Here is a 15,342-nt window from a genome sequence, read left to right on the forward strand (position 1 = left end):
CTTGCGTCCTATCTAAATAACTTAAAGTCAAAAAAAGTTTAATGCAATGAGAAAAAGATTATTTTCAATAGCTTCATTGTTGCTTTTAGGATTTATTTCGCAAGCACAAGAAGTTAAGTTTGAAGAATATGATTTAGACAATGGTCTACACGTAATTCTTCACCAAGACAATTCAGCCCCAGTAGTCACTACAGCTGTTATGTATCATGTAGGTGCCAAAGATGAAAACCCAGAACGTACTGGATTTGCCCATTTTTTTGAGCACCTTTTGTTTGAAGGAACAAAAAATATTGAGCGTGGACAATGGTTTAAAATTGTATCTTCTAATGGAGGAAGCAATAACGCAAACACAACTGATGACAGAACATATTATTATGAAGTATTCCCGTCAAACAATTTACAATTAGGATTATGGATGGAATCAGAACGTATGCTACATCCTGTAATTAATCAAATTGGAGTTGATACTCAAAATGAGGTTGTGAAAGAAGAAAAAAGACTTCGTGTAGACAATCAGCCTTACGGACGTATTATTGAAGAAGTTAAAAAGAATATGTTCAAAAAGCATCCGTACAAAGGAACTACCATTGGTAAAATGGAACATTTAGATGCTGCTACTTTAGAGGAGTTTATGGCATTCAATAAAAAATTCTACGTTCCTAACAATGCTACATTAGTTGTTGCAGGAGATTTTGATACTGCTAAGACTAAAAAAATGATTAGAGATTACTTCGCAGCAATTCCAAGAGGAAAAGATGTTAAGAGAAACTTTCCTAAAGAAGATCCTATTACACAGGAATTCCGTGCAAAAGCATACGATCAAAATATTCAAATTCCAGCAGTTATTGCAACGTACAGAACACCATCTTTCAAAACAAGAGATGCTAGAGTTTTAGATATGATTTCTTCTTACTTAAGTAGCGGAAAGAGTTCTAAATTATACAAGCGTTTGGTGGATGAAAAGAAAATGGCTTTGGCAGTACAAGCAGTAAATTTGAGCCAAGAAGATTATGGAACATACGCTTTATTTGCAATTCCATTAGGTGAAAACTCGTTAGATGATTTGGTTGCTGAAATGGATATTGAGATCAAAAAGCTTCAAACAGAGTTAATTTCTGAAAGAGATTACCAAAAGCTTCAAAATAAATTTGAAAATAACTTTGTAAACTCAAATTCAAGTGTGCAGGGAATTGCAAACTCGTTGGCAAGATTCAATGTATTATATGGTGACACCAACCTTATCAATACAGAAATTGATATTTACAGATCAATTACAAGAGAAGAAATTAGAAATGTAGCGAACAAATATTTAAAGTCAAACCAACGTTTGATTTTGGAATATTTACCAGCTGAAAAAACACAAGAAAAAAAATAAAAAGGATTCTGATCTTTTAAAAACATTAAAAAATAACAGATGAAAACAAGAATATTTTCACTCCTTGTATTGTTTTTAGCATCGCTAACAATACAAGCTCAAATAGATAGATCTGTGCAGCCAAAACCAGGACCTGCACCGAAAGTTAATATTGGAAAGCCAACGACATTTACACTGAAAAACGGATTGACCGTAATGATTGTAGAAAATCATAAATTACCACGAGTTTCTGCAACATTAACTATTGACAATCCTTTGATTGTTGAAGGGAAAAAAGCAGGAGTTACCAGCTTAGTAAGTGCGTTACTTGGAAGCGGCTCTACTTCGATCTCAAAAGACGATTTTAATGAAGAAGTTGACTACTTAGGAGCTTCTTTAAATTTTGGTTCGCAAAGTGCATTTGCAAACTCCCTTTCAAAGTATTTTCCGAGAATTATGGAATTAATGGCAGATGGCGCTTTAAATCCTAACTTCACAAAAGAAGACTTAGAAGCAGAAAGAACTAAGATTTTAGAAAACTTAAAATCTGAAAAGAAAAATGTGAAGGCTGTTGCTGGTAGAGTTCAATCTGTATTAGCTTATGGTGCAAATCATCCTTACGGAGAATTCATCACAGAAGAATCTGTAAACAATGTATCACTTGAAGATGTAAAAGCATTTCACAACAAATACTTTAAGCCAAACAATGCATATTTAATCATCATTGGAGATGTAAAAACAAGAGATGCTAAAAAATTAGTAAAGAAGCTTTTCAAAAACTGGGAAAAAGGAACCATTGTTGCTGATACATACGATACGGCTACAAATCCAACAACTACAGAAATCAACTTCATCAACATGGAAAATGCTGTACAATCTGAAATAAGCGTTCAGAACACAGTAACATTAGCAATGAAAGATGAAGACTATTTCCCTGTATTAATCGCCAACAACATCTTAGGTGGCGGTGGAGAAGCACGTTTATTTAACAACTTACGTGAAGACAAAAAATTCACATACGGTTCATACTCTAGTATCGGAAACAACAGAAAAACAATTTCTACATTCAGAGCTACGGCAAGTGTTCGTAACGCTGTAACTGATAGCGCTGTAGTTGAGATTTTGAAAGAGATTAAAAAAATGTCTACAGAATTAGTTTCTGATGAGGAATTAAAAAATGTAAAAGCAAAATACATTGGACGATTTGTAACTGGAGTTGAGCGTCCTTCTACAATTGCCAACTACGCACTAAACATCATTACGCAAGACCTTCCAAAAGATTTCTACGAAACATACTTAGAAAGAATTGAAGCAGTAACAAAAGAAGATGTATTAAGAGCTGCTAAAAAATATTTCTTAAACGACAAATTACGTATCGTAGTTACAGGAAAAGGAAGCGAAGTTGTAAACGCATTGGAAAACATGACTTTTGAAGGGAAAAAGATTCCTGTTAAATACTTTGACCAATACGGAGCGCCAACAAAAAAGCCTGTATTCAAAAAAGAAATTCCTGCTGGCGTTACTGCCCAAACGGTAATTGACAACTATATCAAAGCTGTTGGAGGAAAAGAAAAATTAATGAAAGTAACTTCACTTGTACAAGAAATGGAAGCTTCTATGCAAGGAATGAATATGATTACAACATTAAAACAAAAGTCGCCTAACATGATGATGACTGATGTAAGCGTTGTTGGAATGGGATCGGTTTTCAAACAATCATTTGATGGAGAAAAAGGATACATGTCACAACAAGGTCAAAAAAGAGATATGCCAGCAGATATGCTTGCTGAAATGAAATCAAGAAAAGGTTTATTCCCTGAATTAAATTACGATAGCAGTAGCATTGAATTAAAAAGTATTGAACCAGTAGATGGAAAAGATGCTTATGTAATTGTAGTTACTTCAGGTGCTGGAAAAACTACAAACTACTACGATGTAGCTTCCGGCTTAAAAGTGAAAAAATCTGAAACGGCAAAAGGTCCAGGAGGACAAGAAGTTACTCAAGAAACTACATACGGAAACTACAAAGAAGTAGATGGAATAAAATTCCCTTACAAAATGGTAGCTCCTGCTGCAGGGCAAAAAATTGAGTTCACAACGATTTCAATGAAGGTCAATGCGCCTTTAACAAAAAAAGATTTCGAATAAAAAATCAATAGCATAAAACTAAGAAAGCCAAAAATCACAATGATTTTTGGCTTTTTTTATGTCTAAAAATTAATTTATGTTTTCTTCTTTTTAGTATTATTCACCAAATACACGCCCAATAAAATAATAACGCCTCCAAGTAACTGATACAAACTCAATTTTTCTCCAAAAATCACTCCCCAAAATATCGCAACAACTGGCATTGTATATGTTACAGATGAAGCAAAAACGGGACTCGATATCTGAACCAATCTACTGTAAATTACTTTTGCAATGGCACTTCCAAATAACGATAAAATAGCAACGTAACCCAATGCAATTTGCATCGCTTCATTTTCTAAAATCGTTTCAAAAAATCCTGTATACCACAAGATAATCAACCCAGGAATCGTAATAATTACAAAATTTCCAGCAACAATTGCAATGGCATTCAAATCGTTCAAATAGCGTTTTATTATGTTTACATTCAAACCATATCCAATAGTTGCTAAAAGAATAAAAATACTATACCAATAATTTTGATTCGGATTAAATTCTGCTCCAGCAAAAACCAACACCAATGCGCCAATCAAACCAATCAATACTCCAAAAATCTGGCGTTTTTGCACCACGACACCAAAAAACAAAACTCCAAAAACAATGGTGTGCAATGGTACTAACGAATTTAACATACTCGCTACCGAACTATCCAATTGATCTTGCGCTATTGCAAACAAAAACATCGGAAACAAGGAACCTGCAAGTGCTGTCCAAAAAATCCATTTCCATTGCTTGCTTTCAATCAGTTTGATCTTATTCGCTCCTGCGGAAAGAATAAAAATTCCGGTCACAACGACACGCAACGAACCAACCTGAATTGGCGTCAATCCGTCCATCGCAAGATCAATCAGAATAAAAGAACTTCCCCAAATTAATGACAACAAGGAAAGGTAAATCCACTTTAATTTTGAAACATCCATAAGTGTTTTTCGTAAGATCACACAAAAGTCCGACAAATATTTCTAATAATTAATTCATATTTCCTTAATTTTGTAATGTTCATATAAGCAGAAATTATATATGAATTGACTAAATAAAATCATAATGAAAAAAATACTATTTATTTGCGTATTGGCGATTGCTGTAGTAAGCTGCAAAAACAACGCAACGCCTGAAACTGTTACTGTAAATACACAAGTTGAAACGGTAAAAAAAGAAATTAGCAAAGAAGACTTAGCCGCAAACTACAACAAAGCTGAATTCAAAATTGATGGAATGACGTGTGCTATTGGATGCGCAAAACGTATTGAAAGCAAATTAGCCGCTATGGAAGGTGTAAAATCTGCAACGGTAGATTTTGACCAGAAATTAGCAATGGTCGAATACAACGAAGCTAAAGTTGATTTTGTAGCACTTACTAAAGAAGTTGCAAAAGTTCCTGGTGACTATAAAATTTCAGACATGAAAAATGTAGATGCATTCTCTGCTAAAGAAGCTGCTAAAAAAGCATGTAAAGCTGATTGTAAAATGGAATGTTGCGCAAAGAAAGAAGACAAAAAAATGGCTTGCGCCGAAGATTGTAAAAAAGAATGCTGTACTAAAAAGGCGTAATTTTTTTTAAGATATAAAACCTAAAAATCCTCAATCATTATGATTGGGGATTTTTTTATTAAAATATATGGTTGGAAACGTCTTTGGGAAAATTTTGAGAAAAATTCGTGGCAATCTGTGACTTTAAATAGTAAATTCGTTCTAAAATAATGAGATTACTTCGTCATACTTCCTCGTAAAGACGTATTATAGAAGTTTACTAATCCTAACAGACGAAGTCGAATCTAATTAATGTAGCAATTAGTTTCAAACAACGCTCAAATTTTTCTTAGAAACACATTTAAAATTTAAAACTTAGCATTTTATATAATATTAAATAATGATCTCAGAAATAACCTTGAATCATTGAATTTTTAAATCTTTGAATTGAGCGAAGCGAATGTTAGTAATGTGATAATTTGAAAATGTATCAATGATGCTTCTATAAAAAGCTAGCATAAGGTTTGAAACGATCCAACATCTAACAGCGAAGCGCCCCAAAAGCAATAGCGCGTCTAAGAGCGAAGCGAATCTAATTAATCTTCCCACTTCAAAGATTCAATCATCATACGAATGTCTTTTTTAATATAATTCACCGCAGGATAAATAGAATCGTAATTTGGTTTTACATTAAAATACAACGAACCAGTTAAGAAATGTTTGGTACTATCAGTGACATAAAACTGTGCTTGTGAAGCTGCATTTCCTTCTACTTCATATACCATTCCATATACACCCTGTTCCTTATTTTCATACACAGTAGGTTCAATTGCATCTGCTTTTACGGCGTGTTCGTAAGTTAATTTTTGAATATCTTCTACTAATTTTTCTAAATTATTTTCTACAGGAATGTATGATAAATGCACGGTTCCGTTGAGCAAAGGATAATCCAAATTCATCCAACAATCTTTTTTAGGCTGAATTACCGCAAGTTCATTTTTCTCAAACGTATACGGACAATCCATTTGCACTTTGGCATACGTTGCTTTCGGATATTCCAATCGTAAAAAAGCTTTCGGTTTGGGTAACACTTCTCCTTCACAAGAAATAAAAAGGAGACTGAGTACTAAAATGATACTTATATAATTTAAAATTTTCATTCTTTGCGTGTTACTTTTACTTGTTTCAATCGTTTGTTATCAATCACTTCCACCGTAAACGTATAATTACCGAAATTTATTTTATCCTTTATCTTCGGAAACCCTCTAAAAATTTCCAACACAAAACCCGCAATTGTTTCCGATTCTCCTTTGTGTGCTTCAAATTCTGAATTATCTTCCACACCAATAATTTTGTAGAAATCTTTCAAATTGGTTTTTCCTTCAAAGACATAGTTTCGATCATCAATCTTAGAATAATGCACATCTTCATCATCAAATTCATCACTAATATCACCTACAATTTCTTCAATCACATCTTCCAACGACACCAAACCAGAAGTTCCACCGTATTCATCAACCACAATTGCTAAATGGATTTTTTTATCTTGAAACTCACGTAATAAATCGTCTAACTTTTTATTTTCGGGCACAAAATACGCATTGCGCAAAAGTGTGGTCCAAGCAAAACTTTTTTTATCAATATGCGGAATCAAATCTTTGACATATAAAATTCCTGAAATCTCGTCCAAACTCTCTTTATACACAGGAATGCGCGAATATCCTTTTTTGGTAATTTCGCTCAAAACCACTTCAAACTTCATGTCTTCTTTTAGGGCAAAAACATCCATTCGCGGTTGCATCACTTGCTTGGTATCGGTATTTCCAAACGATACAATTCCTTGCAAAATTTTCTGTTCTTCTTTGGTTGTTTCGTCTTCGGAAGTCAACTCCAATGCTTGCGATAATTGATCTACCGAAAGATTAGAACGTTGTTTTCCAAAATTCTTCTGAATCAACCCAGAAACAAAACTCATCGGCAAACTAATGGGCGCAAAAAGCTTGTCCAGCACACTCAACGGATATGCCATCATGGACGAAAACTTGTGCTTATTTCGACTCGCGTATACTTTTGGTAGAATTTCCCCAAAAAGCAAAATTAAAAATGTAACAACACCAATTTCAATCAGTAATTTAATCCAAGGAGTTGCAATTTCTGCAAAAAATTCATCACTAATAGCGGCAAATAATAGCACAGTAGCAATATTTATAAAATTATTCGCAACCAAAATAGTGGCTAATAATTTCTTAGGGTTTCGAAGTAATTTTGCCACCAATCGCATACGAGCAGAATCAGATTCTTCTGCTTCATTCACTTCTGTTTGCGACAACGAGAAAAAAGCAACTTCTGCTCCAGAAATCAACGCAGAGCAACATAATAAGATACCAAAAAAAACAATCTTAAAAATAAGGATTCCGTCAATGGAAGTCGTAAATATTAGTAAACTGGGTTCTGGATCCAAAATGGCAATGATTAATTAAACTTCGATTAAAATGGCAGATCATCATCTTCCTCAACTTGCGTCGTTTGTGGCGTTTGTTGTTGTGATTGTTGTACTGGCTGTGCAGTTTGATGATTCGTGGTTGTATGAGCAGCAGTATTAGTATTTCCTGCTGCGGCATTGGCTTGCGATTCTTTCTTTGTAGACAAAAATGTAAAATCGGTTACTTGTATTTCCGTAGAATAGCGTGTATTGCCGTCTTCACCTTGCCATTGTCTATTTTTTAAGCGACCTTCCACATATACCTTATCTCCTTTACTCAAATACTTTTCACAAATTTCCGCAGCTTTATTTCGTACCACAATATTGTGCCAATCGGTATTTACAACGCGTTCACCTGTTTGTTTGTTCGTATAGGAATCATTAGTTGCTATCGGAAAACGTCCAATACAACCGCCACCTTCAAAATGATGCATTTTTACTTCATCGCCCAAGTGTCCTATCAACATTACTTTATTTAGTGTTCCGCTCATCTTCTAAAATTTATGTGTATAATCAAATGTACTAAAAAAACCATTAAAAATTGAATTCTTCAATGAAGTTTCCAATCAATATTGGCACTGGATATGTTCTAATTTCCTGCAAAGATATTCCGTTTTTTAAACTATCGGTCGTTTCTACAATCCAAAATGTCGTATACAAATGTTGATGTGATAATTTATGAATCATTTCTTTCTCATTAAACTTTGTAACGGAAAAATCTTTAATCTTTATAATTTCTTCTATTTCAGATTGATAGTCGGCAATCGTTTCAATCGACGTTTCTGTCTCCAATAAAGGAAACTGATATAATCCTTGCCAAATTCCCTTTCCTTTTCGTTTCTCCAGAAGCGTCTCTGATGCATTTGAAACCACTACCAAATAATTGAACCAACGCTTTTTTACCTTTGTCTTTTTCAACTTTACGGGCAACATGTCAACACGCTGATTTTTCAAACCTTCGCAACTTTCATGCAACGGACATATAATGCAATACGGATTTTGAGGTTTGCATTGTACGGCTCCAAACTCCATAATTGCCTGATTAAAATTTGCTGGATCATCATGATCGACGACTTCAAAAGCCAATTCTTTAAACTTCTTGATGCCTTCCGTGCTATTTATAGGTGTATCTATATCAAAATAGCGAGACAAAACGCGGTATACATTTCCATCGACAACAGGCGCAACTTCGTCAAAACAAATCGAAGCAATGGCACTTGCGGTATAATCTCCGACGCCTTTTAGCTTCAAAAGTGCTTTATACGTGCTTGGAAACTGCCCATTATAGTTTTCTACAATATCTTTTGCGGTATAATGCAAATTGCGTGCTCGCGAATAATAACCGAGTCCTTGCCAAAGTTTTAACACCTGCGATTCTTCGGCATTTGCCAAATCATACACTGTTGGAAAAGCTTCTGTAAACTTCTCATAATAAGGTAGTCCCTGCGCTACGCGGGTTTGTTGCAGCATAATTTCAGACAGCCAAATTCGGTATGGATCTTTGGTTTTTCGCCATGGCAAATCGCGTTTATTTTGGAAATACCACTGTATAATTTCTTTGGAAAAGTTCATCAAATCAAAATAATGTGCAAAAATAAATCTTTATATCGTTAAATTTTAATCAATTAGAATATAAATATTATCTAATTAATTATATATTTGCATCCCTTAATTTTATAACGAATAAACAAAATATATTAAAATGACGAAAGCGGACATCGTAGCAAAGATTTCAGAAAAATTAGGAATGGAAAAAGGTGATGTACAGGCAACTGTAGAAACTTTTATGGAAGAAGTGAAGAATTCTTTAGAGAGTGGAGACAATGTTTACTTAAGAGGTTTTGGTAGTTTTATCATTAAAACTAGAGCAGAAAAAACTGGAAGAAACATCTCTAAGAACACTACAATTAAAATTCCTGCACACAATATTCCTGCATTTAAACCTGCAAAAGTTTTTGTTGAAGGCGTAAAGAGCAACGTTGAAGTAAAGTAATTGAAAAAATAATTTATTAATTAAAAACATAGAGCATTATGCCAAGTGGTAAAAAAAGAAAAAGACACAAGGTGGCTACGCATAAGCGTAAAAAGAGAAGAAGAGCTAATCGTCACAAGAAGAAGTAGTTTATAGCAAACTACTTCTTTGTTTTATAGTAATTTATAAAACACAACGTTCTTTGAAAAAAAATTGCATACCTAAGTAAGCACTTCTGTCTTGTGCTTGCGTGAGCGTATGTATATTTTATTGGGTAAAAACAATACCTGTGAAAATTGTTTAATCCATCTGTACATTTATGTATGGATAAAAATTAAATCAGAGTGAATAAAGAATTAATTATTAGATCCAATTCCTCTGAAGTTGATTTTGCCTTGCTAAAGGATGGAAAACTTATAGAATTACATAAGGAAGAAGATAACAATGATTTTGCAGTTGGAGACATATTTCTTGCCAAAATAAGAAAACCCGTTTCTGGACTAAATGCAGCTTTTGTAAATGTTGGCTACGAAAAAGACGCCTTTTTACATTACCACGATTTAGGACCGCAACTTCCTTCCTTACTAAAATTTATAAAACGTGTAAGCACAGGTAAATTAAAAGATTATACATTAAAAAACTTTCCGTTTGAATCAAATATAGACAAAAATGGTAGCATTATGGATGCTGTAAAAGCCAATCAATCTATATTAGTGCAAATTGTGAAAGAGCCAATTTCGACCAAAGGTCCTAGAATTAGTTCGGAACTTTCTATTGCTGGACGATATATTGTACTTGTTCCCTTTTCGGAGCGTGTTTCTATATCTCAAAAAATAGAAAGTAAAGAAGAAAAAGACCGTTTAAAACGTTTGGTACTCAGTATCAAGCCTAAAGGTTTTGGCGTTATTGTACGTACAGTAGCTGAAGGCAAAAAAGTAGCTGAATTGGACCAAGACTTGCAAAACTTGTTGACAAAATGGTCAACGATGTGCAAAAAATTGTATAAAGCAGAACATCCGTCGAAAGTACTAAGTGAAATGAACAAAGCGTCTTCTATATTAAGAGACATTTTTAACGAATCATTCACAGGAATTCAAGTAGATGATGAAGATCTTTATTACGAGATTAAAGAATACGTGCAGAAAATTGCACCAAAAAAAGAGTCTATAGTAAAATTGTACCAATCAAAAGTTCCACTCTTTGAAAAATATGGAGTAGAACGACAAATTAAAACCTCTTTTGGAAAAACAGTTTCCATGAGTAAAGGCGCTTATTTAGTAATTGAGCATACCGAAGCATTACATGTTATTGATGTAAACAGTGGTAACCGTTCTAACAAAGCCAAAACACAAGAGGACACTGCATTAGAAGTCAACCTAATTGCCGCAAGAGAAATTGCTAGGCAACTACGATTACGCGATATGGGAGGAATTATCGTAATCGACTTTATCGATATGACCAATGCAGAACACCGCAGAACTCTATTCGATCATTTGAAGACAGAAATGAAAGATGACAGAGCGAAACATAAAATATTACCTCCTAGCAAATTTGGTTTGGTACAAATTACGCGACAAAGAGTACGACCAGAAGTAAATATTAAAACACGCGAGAAAAACCCAAATGGTGGCGGAAGCGAAGTAGAAGCTCCCATTGTTCTCGTAGACAAAATTACGACTGATCTAGAAAGAATTTTAGCCAAGAAAGATGGCTTCAACGGAGTTACGTTAAACACGCATCCTTTTATTGCGGCGTATCTCACAAAAGGATTTCCATCCATCCGTTTTAAGTGGTTTTTAGAACACAAAAAATGGGTAAAAATATTACCAAGAGATGCTTACACGTATCTAGAATATCGTTTTAAAGACAAAAACGATGAAATCTACAACTAATGAAAAGCGACCGTAATTGGTCGCTTTTTTTGTTTTAAAAGTTATGAAAAGATTGAAAACAGAGTGATTGAAAAATTATTTCAGGTTTTCTTCAAACTTCAAATAACTCAATTGCGGCAACATATCTTCTGTAGTTGCAGTAGCTATTTTTTAAATAATACATGACTTTTTGATTTTGTTCTCATTCAATAAAAAAGTTAACTCGATCAATTCAAAAGAAACAATCTGTTTTTGAAAGCTTTACGTTTGATGTATCTTTAAGAAAAAACAAAGAAATGATACGAAAAGGAACAGAAGTAAAATGGAAATGGGGAAACGGTTATGCAGAAGGAAAGGTTGAAGAAACCTATACAGAATCAATCTCAAAAACAATTAACGGCACCGAAATTACCCGAAAAGGTTCAGATGATGACAAAGCACTTCTTATAAAACAAGAAGACAGCACAAGCGTTTTAAAACTTGAAAGTGAAGTTGAACGCAATGATTAATCTACAAACTTAAAACAAGTAATTATGTTTCCAAATCGCGGCATCAATATCACAGAAGAAGAATTATTTTTTGAAGCATTTCCTTTGCAAGAAACAGGCAAAGCAATGTATTGTGAATCGTTTCGAATTCTACTCAAAAATATCAAACATATTTCTATAAGTACTCGATATGTTTTGGATAACGACGGAATTTTCATCGAAATTACAGGAAAAGATAATAAAATCTACAAAATACCTTACACGTATAAAACGGAGGATTTTGAAGCATTTGAGAAGCATTTTGAAATTCATCCTATTTACCAAGAAGAATTAAAATTAGAATGTGGCGATTATACAGGGAAAATTAATAAAATCATTTATCCACAAGAACTATATTGGCAAGATATCCCTGAAAAGAACAGAAAACTAACACTACAAAGTATTTTTACCATGTTTTATCCAAGTTCAATTTTGGGAAATTTTAATCGAAAATTGGATTTTAATTAAAGAATATCCTAAAATCAAAGTCACTACCATTTTAGGACGATTCACAGACTAAAAACCTGTGTTTACGCATTTTATTTTTTTTGTGAAGCCTAATTCTGTTACATTTGAGTATACGAATTACATAAGTACGACTCATGAAAAAACTAATTACGCTTTTCGCCATACTCTTTATCTACAACTCTAGCTTTGCCCAAAAGGAAAACGCCAGACTTAAATTTGATAAAAAATATTATGAAGCTGTTGACAAATGGGTTGCTTTTATTGGTGATGAGGAAAATGCCAAAATTTCTGTAGGCTTTATTTACATCGATCAGCAAGCTGGTTTTACCATGAATTATGAATGTGATATTTTGCCAACTCCAGATGGCGTAAAAAAAATAGCAACTCCTGATACTATAAACTTAAAACTCAGACTCACGCCAAATGCAGGAAAGGTAGCAATTTTAACTCCTATACAACGCACTGCTTTAGAACTGCCAGAACAACCAGACTGGCTAAAAATTTACAAACGTGACGCCCAAAAAGTTTCCTATTTGACACGAATAGGATATCATTACAATCATGTTGGCGCAAGTCAATTTGCCTTAAAACCTTTGTTGAAAGCTTACGAAAAAGATCCGCATTTTCAAGGTTTAGAATTTGAATTATCGTACGCATACAACGCATTGGAACAATTTGAAAAAGCCATTCCTGTATTGAAAAAAGCCATTGAAAACAATCCTGAAAATTATTATTTCTACAGAGAATTAGGCTATTCTTATAAAAATTTAAATCGTATAGAAGACGCAGAAGCCATTTACCAAAGAGGAATTTTACTTTCTGATAATGATTTTGAGAAAAGTGAAATGGCAGTCAATATGGCACAAACTTATTTTCAATTACGCAATAGAGAAAAGTTTGATATTTGGGCAAAATTAACACGAGAATTTGCCGAAGAAGGTTCGCGATACGCTCAGTTTATTGATATTTTTGAAAGTAATTGGGATAAAAAATAAATGCTTTTCAACATCTTCAATAGAATACACAAAACTACTTTCACTTCACATGCTTTTTTTAGTACAATCGAATATTTATTCTGATCCAGATCACAATCGTATTTTTGATGCGTTGCAGGATTTGAATATTCCTTACGAAAAAATTGAACTGAATTCAGAAACACAAGAAATTACCATACAAGCTGATCGTACAGACGTTTTCGTGTACGGTTCGGTAAAATTGGCACGACTCGCGAAAGTAAATACACATTGGAATCCTGGATCGTTTTATGGCGGAAATCATCAATATAAAATCTATTCTAATTATTATAAAGACAATTTGCTCAACTACGATGTGGAAGTTTTTGAGTTTCAAAATGCAATTTCCTGGAAACCAAACGAACAAAAATTCATCAAACCCTATAAAGATGCTAAAATCTTTACAGGAAACGTATTTACAGAGACAAAATGGACAGATTTTGTGGCAAATTCGCTCGAAAACCCAAGAACTCCATTGCTCAATGGCAAATCGTTAATTCAGGCTTCTATCCCAAAAGAAATATACAAAGAAGCACGTTTGTGGATTGTTGGCGGACAAATTGTAGCTGCTGTGTATTATAAATTTAATGGCGATGTGATGTTTGAAGCTGAAGTTTCCTCTGAAGGAATCAATTTTGCTAAAAAAATGCTTCAAATATACGAAGTTGCCGAAGCCTTTGTAATGGATATTTGCCTGACAAATTATGGCTGGAAAATTGTAGAAATCAACTGCATCAATAGCGCCGGATTTTATCCAAACCTCAACGTACATAGTTTGATAAAAGCATTGGATATTTATTTTTCAGCGTAGTTTCTTCCAACAAAAACTATTCAAATTTTTTGAGACTTTGAACATAGAAATACGTAATTCTTCGTATTTTCTTTTCAACAGATAAAATTTATTTTTATCTCGAAATTAACATACCATGCAAAAACCACTTACTCCAAAAGACAAAAAGATTCTTCGAAAAAAATTGATATTCGTTGCTTTCTTTGCTGCTATTGCTATAGCTATTTTTTATATGATTTATTCGTCTGTACTCAAAGACTTCTCAAAAAGTGACGGTTTTGGATATATACCTCTGATTATTTTTGGTGTTTTTGGATTGTTTTTTGCGGGTGTGATTGTATTTATAGCATGGAGCAACATTCAGGATATTAAAATTGGTGTTAAAAATTGTTTTGAAGGAGTTGTAGAAGATAAACGACTCAATATTAGTCAAAGTACATCGCACGGAAGATCTACTGCTGGCGGCAGAAGAACTGGCGGAAGCAGAACAAGTACCAAGCGAGATTACTACATTACAGTAGCAGGAACAGAGCATAATGTGGAATATCCTATGTATAGTAAGGTAAGTGTTGGCGATGAAATTTATTTTGAAATTGCTCCAAAATCAAATGCATTGTTACACTACGAAATTCTTGAAGAAGCTGTTGACGAACAGAAACATGTGCAACGCTATTCACGAAAAACATATCCAGATTCTAAGATTAGAAAAGCACCACTAACCGCAAGAGATAAAGATTTTGTAAAACGTTTTTATAATAAAAAATTACGTTCTCGATTGATTGGAATTGCATTTTTCGCTTTTCCCGTGGTAGGTTTGTTGGTAAGTAATTTGGGCGGACTTTTGGTATTTCTGTTTCCGTTGCCACTTATTTTGATATATCGTTTATACAAACTCATTCGTTTTTATATGAATTACCAAAAGTTTGTGAGTGAAGGACGAAAAAAATTGATTACCACACAAATAACCGACAAGCTTTTTACTACCATGTCTAGAAACGGCGCAAAAAGTCAAAAACGAGCGATTAAAACTACCTATGGTTCACTTTCGGTTTCAGAAGATATCTATCAAAAGTTACACACAGGAGACGAAATTATTTTACATGAAGCGCCGTATTTATCTCATGTAATTGGGTTTTCATTAGATGAAGTCTATTATCCGCTGACTTAGGTTTTGATAATTTTTGTAAAATAATTGTGAGATTTCGTAA

Annotated in this window: 15 protein-coding genes; 10 read left to right on the top strand and 5 right to left on the bottom strand. The window is 33.6% G+C overall.

Translation table 11 applies throughout. The features are described 5' to 3' along the window. Positions 1–46: 46 nt before the first annotated feature. Together KAOT1_RS14060 and KAOT1_RS14065 are read left to right on the top strand one after the other, a co-directional pair. The gene (locus KAOT1_RS14060) at positions 47–1,375 is read left to right on the top strand and encodes a M16 family metallopeptidase (protein WP_007095502.1); all 1,329 of its coding nucleotides are present in this window, start codon (positions 47–49) and stop codon (positions 1,373–1,375) included. A gap of 39 nt (positions 1,376–1,414) precedes the next feature. Then, on the top strand, positions 1,415–3,502 hold the full coding sequence (locus KAOT1_RS14065) for a M16 family metallopeptidase (protein WP_007095503.1): 2,088 nt from the start codon (positions 1,415–1,417) through the stop codon (positions 3,500–3,502). 74 nt (positions 3,503–3,576) lie between these two features. Here KAOT1_RS14065 and KAOT1_RS14070 read toward each other — a convergent pair whose 3' ends face one another. After that, the gene (locus KAOT1_RS14070; RefSeq protein ID WP_007095504.1) at positions 3,577–4,461 is read right to left on the bottom strand and encodes a DMT family transporter; all 885 of its coding nucleotides are present in this window, start codon (positions 4,459–4,461) and stop codon (positions 3,577–3,579) included. 124 nt (positions 4,462–4,585) lie between these two features. Here KAOT1_RS14070 and KAOT1_RS14075 point away from each other — a divergent pair, with 124 nt between their 5' ends. Then, positions 4,586–5,092 carry a cation transporter gene (locus KAOT1_RS14075; RefSeq protein ID WP_007095505.1) on the top strand — a complete coding sequence of 169 codons (507 nt, stop codon included), beginning with the start codon at positions 4,586–4,588 and terminating at the stop codon, positions 5,090–5,092. A gap of 515 nt (positions 5,093–5,607) precedes the next feature. Here the strand turns inward: KAOT1_RS14075 and gldD are convergent. Genes gldD through mutY form a run of 4 tightly spaced genes read right to left on the bottom strand, consistent with a single transcriptional unit; the run spans position 5,608 to position 9,065 of the window. Next, complete coding sequence (gene gldD / locus KAOT1_RS14080; RefSeq protein ID WP_007095507.1) at positions 5,608–6,171, bottom strand: gliding motility lipoprotein GldD; 564 nt, start codon at positions 6,169–6,171, stop codon at positions 5,608–5,610. Next, positions 6,168–7,472 (bottom strand): gliding motility-associated protein GldE, encoded by a 1,305-nt coding sequence (locus KAOT1_RS14085; RefSeq protein WP_007095508.1) that lies wholly within the window; start codon positions 7,470–7,472, stop codon positions 6,168–6,170. Before KAOT1_RS14085 ends, gldD begins: the two co-directional genes overlap by 4 nt. 26 nt (positions 7,473–7,498) lie before the next feature. Further along, a complete protein-coding gene (locus KAOT1_RS14090) occupies positions 7,499–7,984 on the bottom strand; it encodes a single-stranded DNA-binding protein (RefSeq protein WP_007095509.1) in 486 nt (161 codons plus the stop codon). A gap of 43 nt (positions 7,985–8,027) precedes the next feature. Further along, positions 8,028–9,065 carry an A/G-specific adenine glycosylase gene (gene mutY, locus KAOT1_RS14095; RefSeq protein ID WP_007095510.1) on the bottom strand — a complete coding sequence of 346 codons (1,038 nt, stop codon included), beginning with the start codon at positions 9,063–9,065 and terminating at the stop codon, positions 8,028–8,030. 130 nt (positions 9,066–9,195) lie between these two features. Between mutY and KAOT1_RS14100 the strand changes: the two genes are divergently transcribed. From KAOT1_RS14100 to KAOT1_RS14130, 7 genes are all read left to right on the top strand, one after another. Further along, the gene (locus KAOT1_RS14100) at positions 9,196–9,486 is read left to right on the top strand and encodes an HU family DNA-binding protein (protein ID WP_007095511.1); all 291 of its coding nucleotides are present in this window, start codon (positions 9,196–9,198) and stop codon (positions 9,484–9,486) included. 323 nt (positions 9,487–9,809) lie between these two features. Continuing rightward, the gene (locus KAOT1_RS14105) at positions 9,810–11,357 is read left to right on the top strand and encodes an Rne/Rng family ribonuclease (RefSeq protein WP_007095512.1); all 1,548 of its coding nucleotides are present in this window, start codon (positions 9,810–9,812) and stop codon (positions 11,355–11,357) included. A gap of 275 nt (positions 11,358–11,632) precedes the next feature. Further along, positions 11,633–11,845: a hypervirulence associated TUDOR domain-containing protein gene (locus KAOT1_RS14110; RefSeq protein WP_007095513.1), complete on the top strand. Its 213-nt coding sequence runs from the start codon at positions 11,633–11,635 to the stop codon at positions 11,843–11,845. 24 nt (positions 11,846–11,869) lie between these two features. Further along, entirely contained in the window at positions 11,870–12,331 is a 462-nt protein-coding gene (locus KAOT1_RS14115; RefSeq protein WP_007095514.1) for a hypothetical protein, read from the top strand. A 134-nt stretch (positions 12,332–12,465) separates the two neighbouring features. Further along, positions 12,466–13,326: a tetratricopeptide repeat protein gene (locus tag KAOT1_RS14120; protein ID WP_007095515.1), complete on the top strand. Its 861-nt coding sequence runs from the start codon at positions 12,466–12,468 to the stop codon at positions 13,324–13,326. Between the two features lie 49 nt (positions 13,327–13,375). After that, a complete protein-coding gene (locus KAOT1_RS14125; protein ID WP_007095516.1) occupies positions 13,376–14,155 on the top strand; it encodes an ATP-grasp domain-containing protein in 780 nt (259 codons plus the stop codon). A gap of 115 nt (positions 14,156–14,270) precedes the next feature. Continuing rightward, a complete protein-coding gene (locus KAOT1_RS14130; RefSeq protein ID WP_007095517.1) occupies positions 14,271–15,302 on the top strand; it encodes a hypothetical protein in 1,032 nt (343 codons plus the stop codon). Positions 15,303–15,342 lie beyond the last annotated feature (40 nt).

This window comes from Kordia algicida OT-1 (assembly GCF_000154725.1).
Classification (GTDB): domain Bacteria; phylum Bacteroidota; class Bacteroidia; order Flavobacteriales; family Flavobacteriaceae; genus Kordia; species Kordia algicida.

What these genes read in the sequence shown, in the direction of transcription:
- KAOT1_RS14130 (WP_007095517.1), top strand. Translation starts at nt 14,271, where the DNA reads ATGCAAAAACCACTTACTCCAAAAGACAAAAAGATTCTTCGAAAAAAA.
- KAOT1_RS14125 (WP_007095516.1), top strand. Translation starts at nt 13,376, where the DNA reads ATGCTTTTTTTAGTACAATCGAATATTTATTCTGATCCAGATCACAAT.
- KAOT1_RS14115 (WP_007095514.1), top strand. Translation starts at nt 11,870, where the DNA reads ATGTTTCCAAATCGCGGCATCAATATCACAGAAGAAGAATTATTTTTT.
- KAOT1_RS14090 (WP_007095509.1), bottom strand. Translation starts at nt 7,984, where the DNA reads ATGAGCGGAACACTAAATAAAGTAATGTTGATAGGACACTTGGGCGAT.
- KAOT1_RS14120 (WP_007095515.1), top strand. Translation starts at nt 12,466, where the DNA reads ATGAAAAAACTAATTACGCTTTTCGCCATACTCTTTATCTACAACTCT.
- KAOT1_RS14110 (WP_007095513.1), top strand. Translation starts at nt 11,633, where the DNA reads ATGATACGAAAAGGAACAGAAGTAAAATGGAAATGGGGAAACGGTTAT.
- KAOT1_RS14065 (WP_007095503.1), top strand. Translation starts at nt 1,415, where the DNA reads ATGAAAACAAGAATATTTTCACTCCTTGTATTGTTTTTAGCATCGCTA.
- KAOT1_RS14100 (WP_007095511.1), top strand. Translation starts at nt 9,196, where the DNA reads ATGACGAAAGCGGACATCGTAGCAAAGATTTCAGAAAAATTAGGAATG.
- mutY (WP_007095510.1), bottom strand. Translation starts at nt 9,065, where the DNA reads ATGAACTTTTCCAAAGAAATTATACAGTGGTATTTCCAAAATAAACGC.
- KAOT1_RS14060 (WP_007095502.1), top strand. Translation starts at nt 47, where the DNA reads ATGAGAAAAAGATTATTTTCAATAGCTTCATTGTTGCTTTTAGGATTT.
- gldD (WP_007095507.1), bottom strand. Translation starts at nt 6,171, where the DNA reads ATGAAAATTTTAAATTATATAAGTATCATTTTAGTACTCAGTCTCCTT.
- KAOT1_RS14075 (WP_007095505.1), top strand. Translation starts at nt 4,586, where the DNA reads ATGAAAAAAATACTATTTATTTGCGTATTGGCGATTGCTGTAGTAAGC.
- KAOT1_RS14070 (WP_007095504.1), bottom strand. Translation starts at nt 4,461, where the DNA reads ATGGATGTTTCAAAATTAAAGTGGATTTACCTTTCCTTGTTGTCATTA.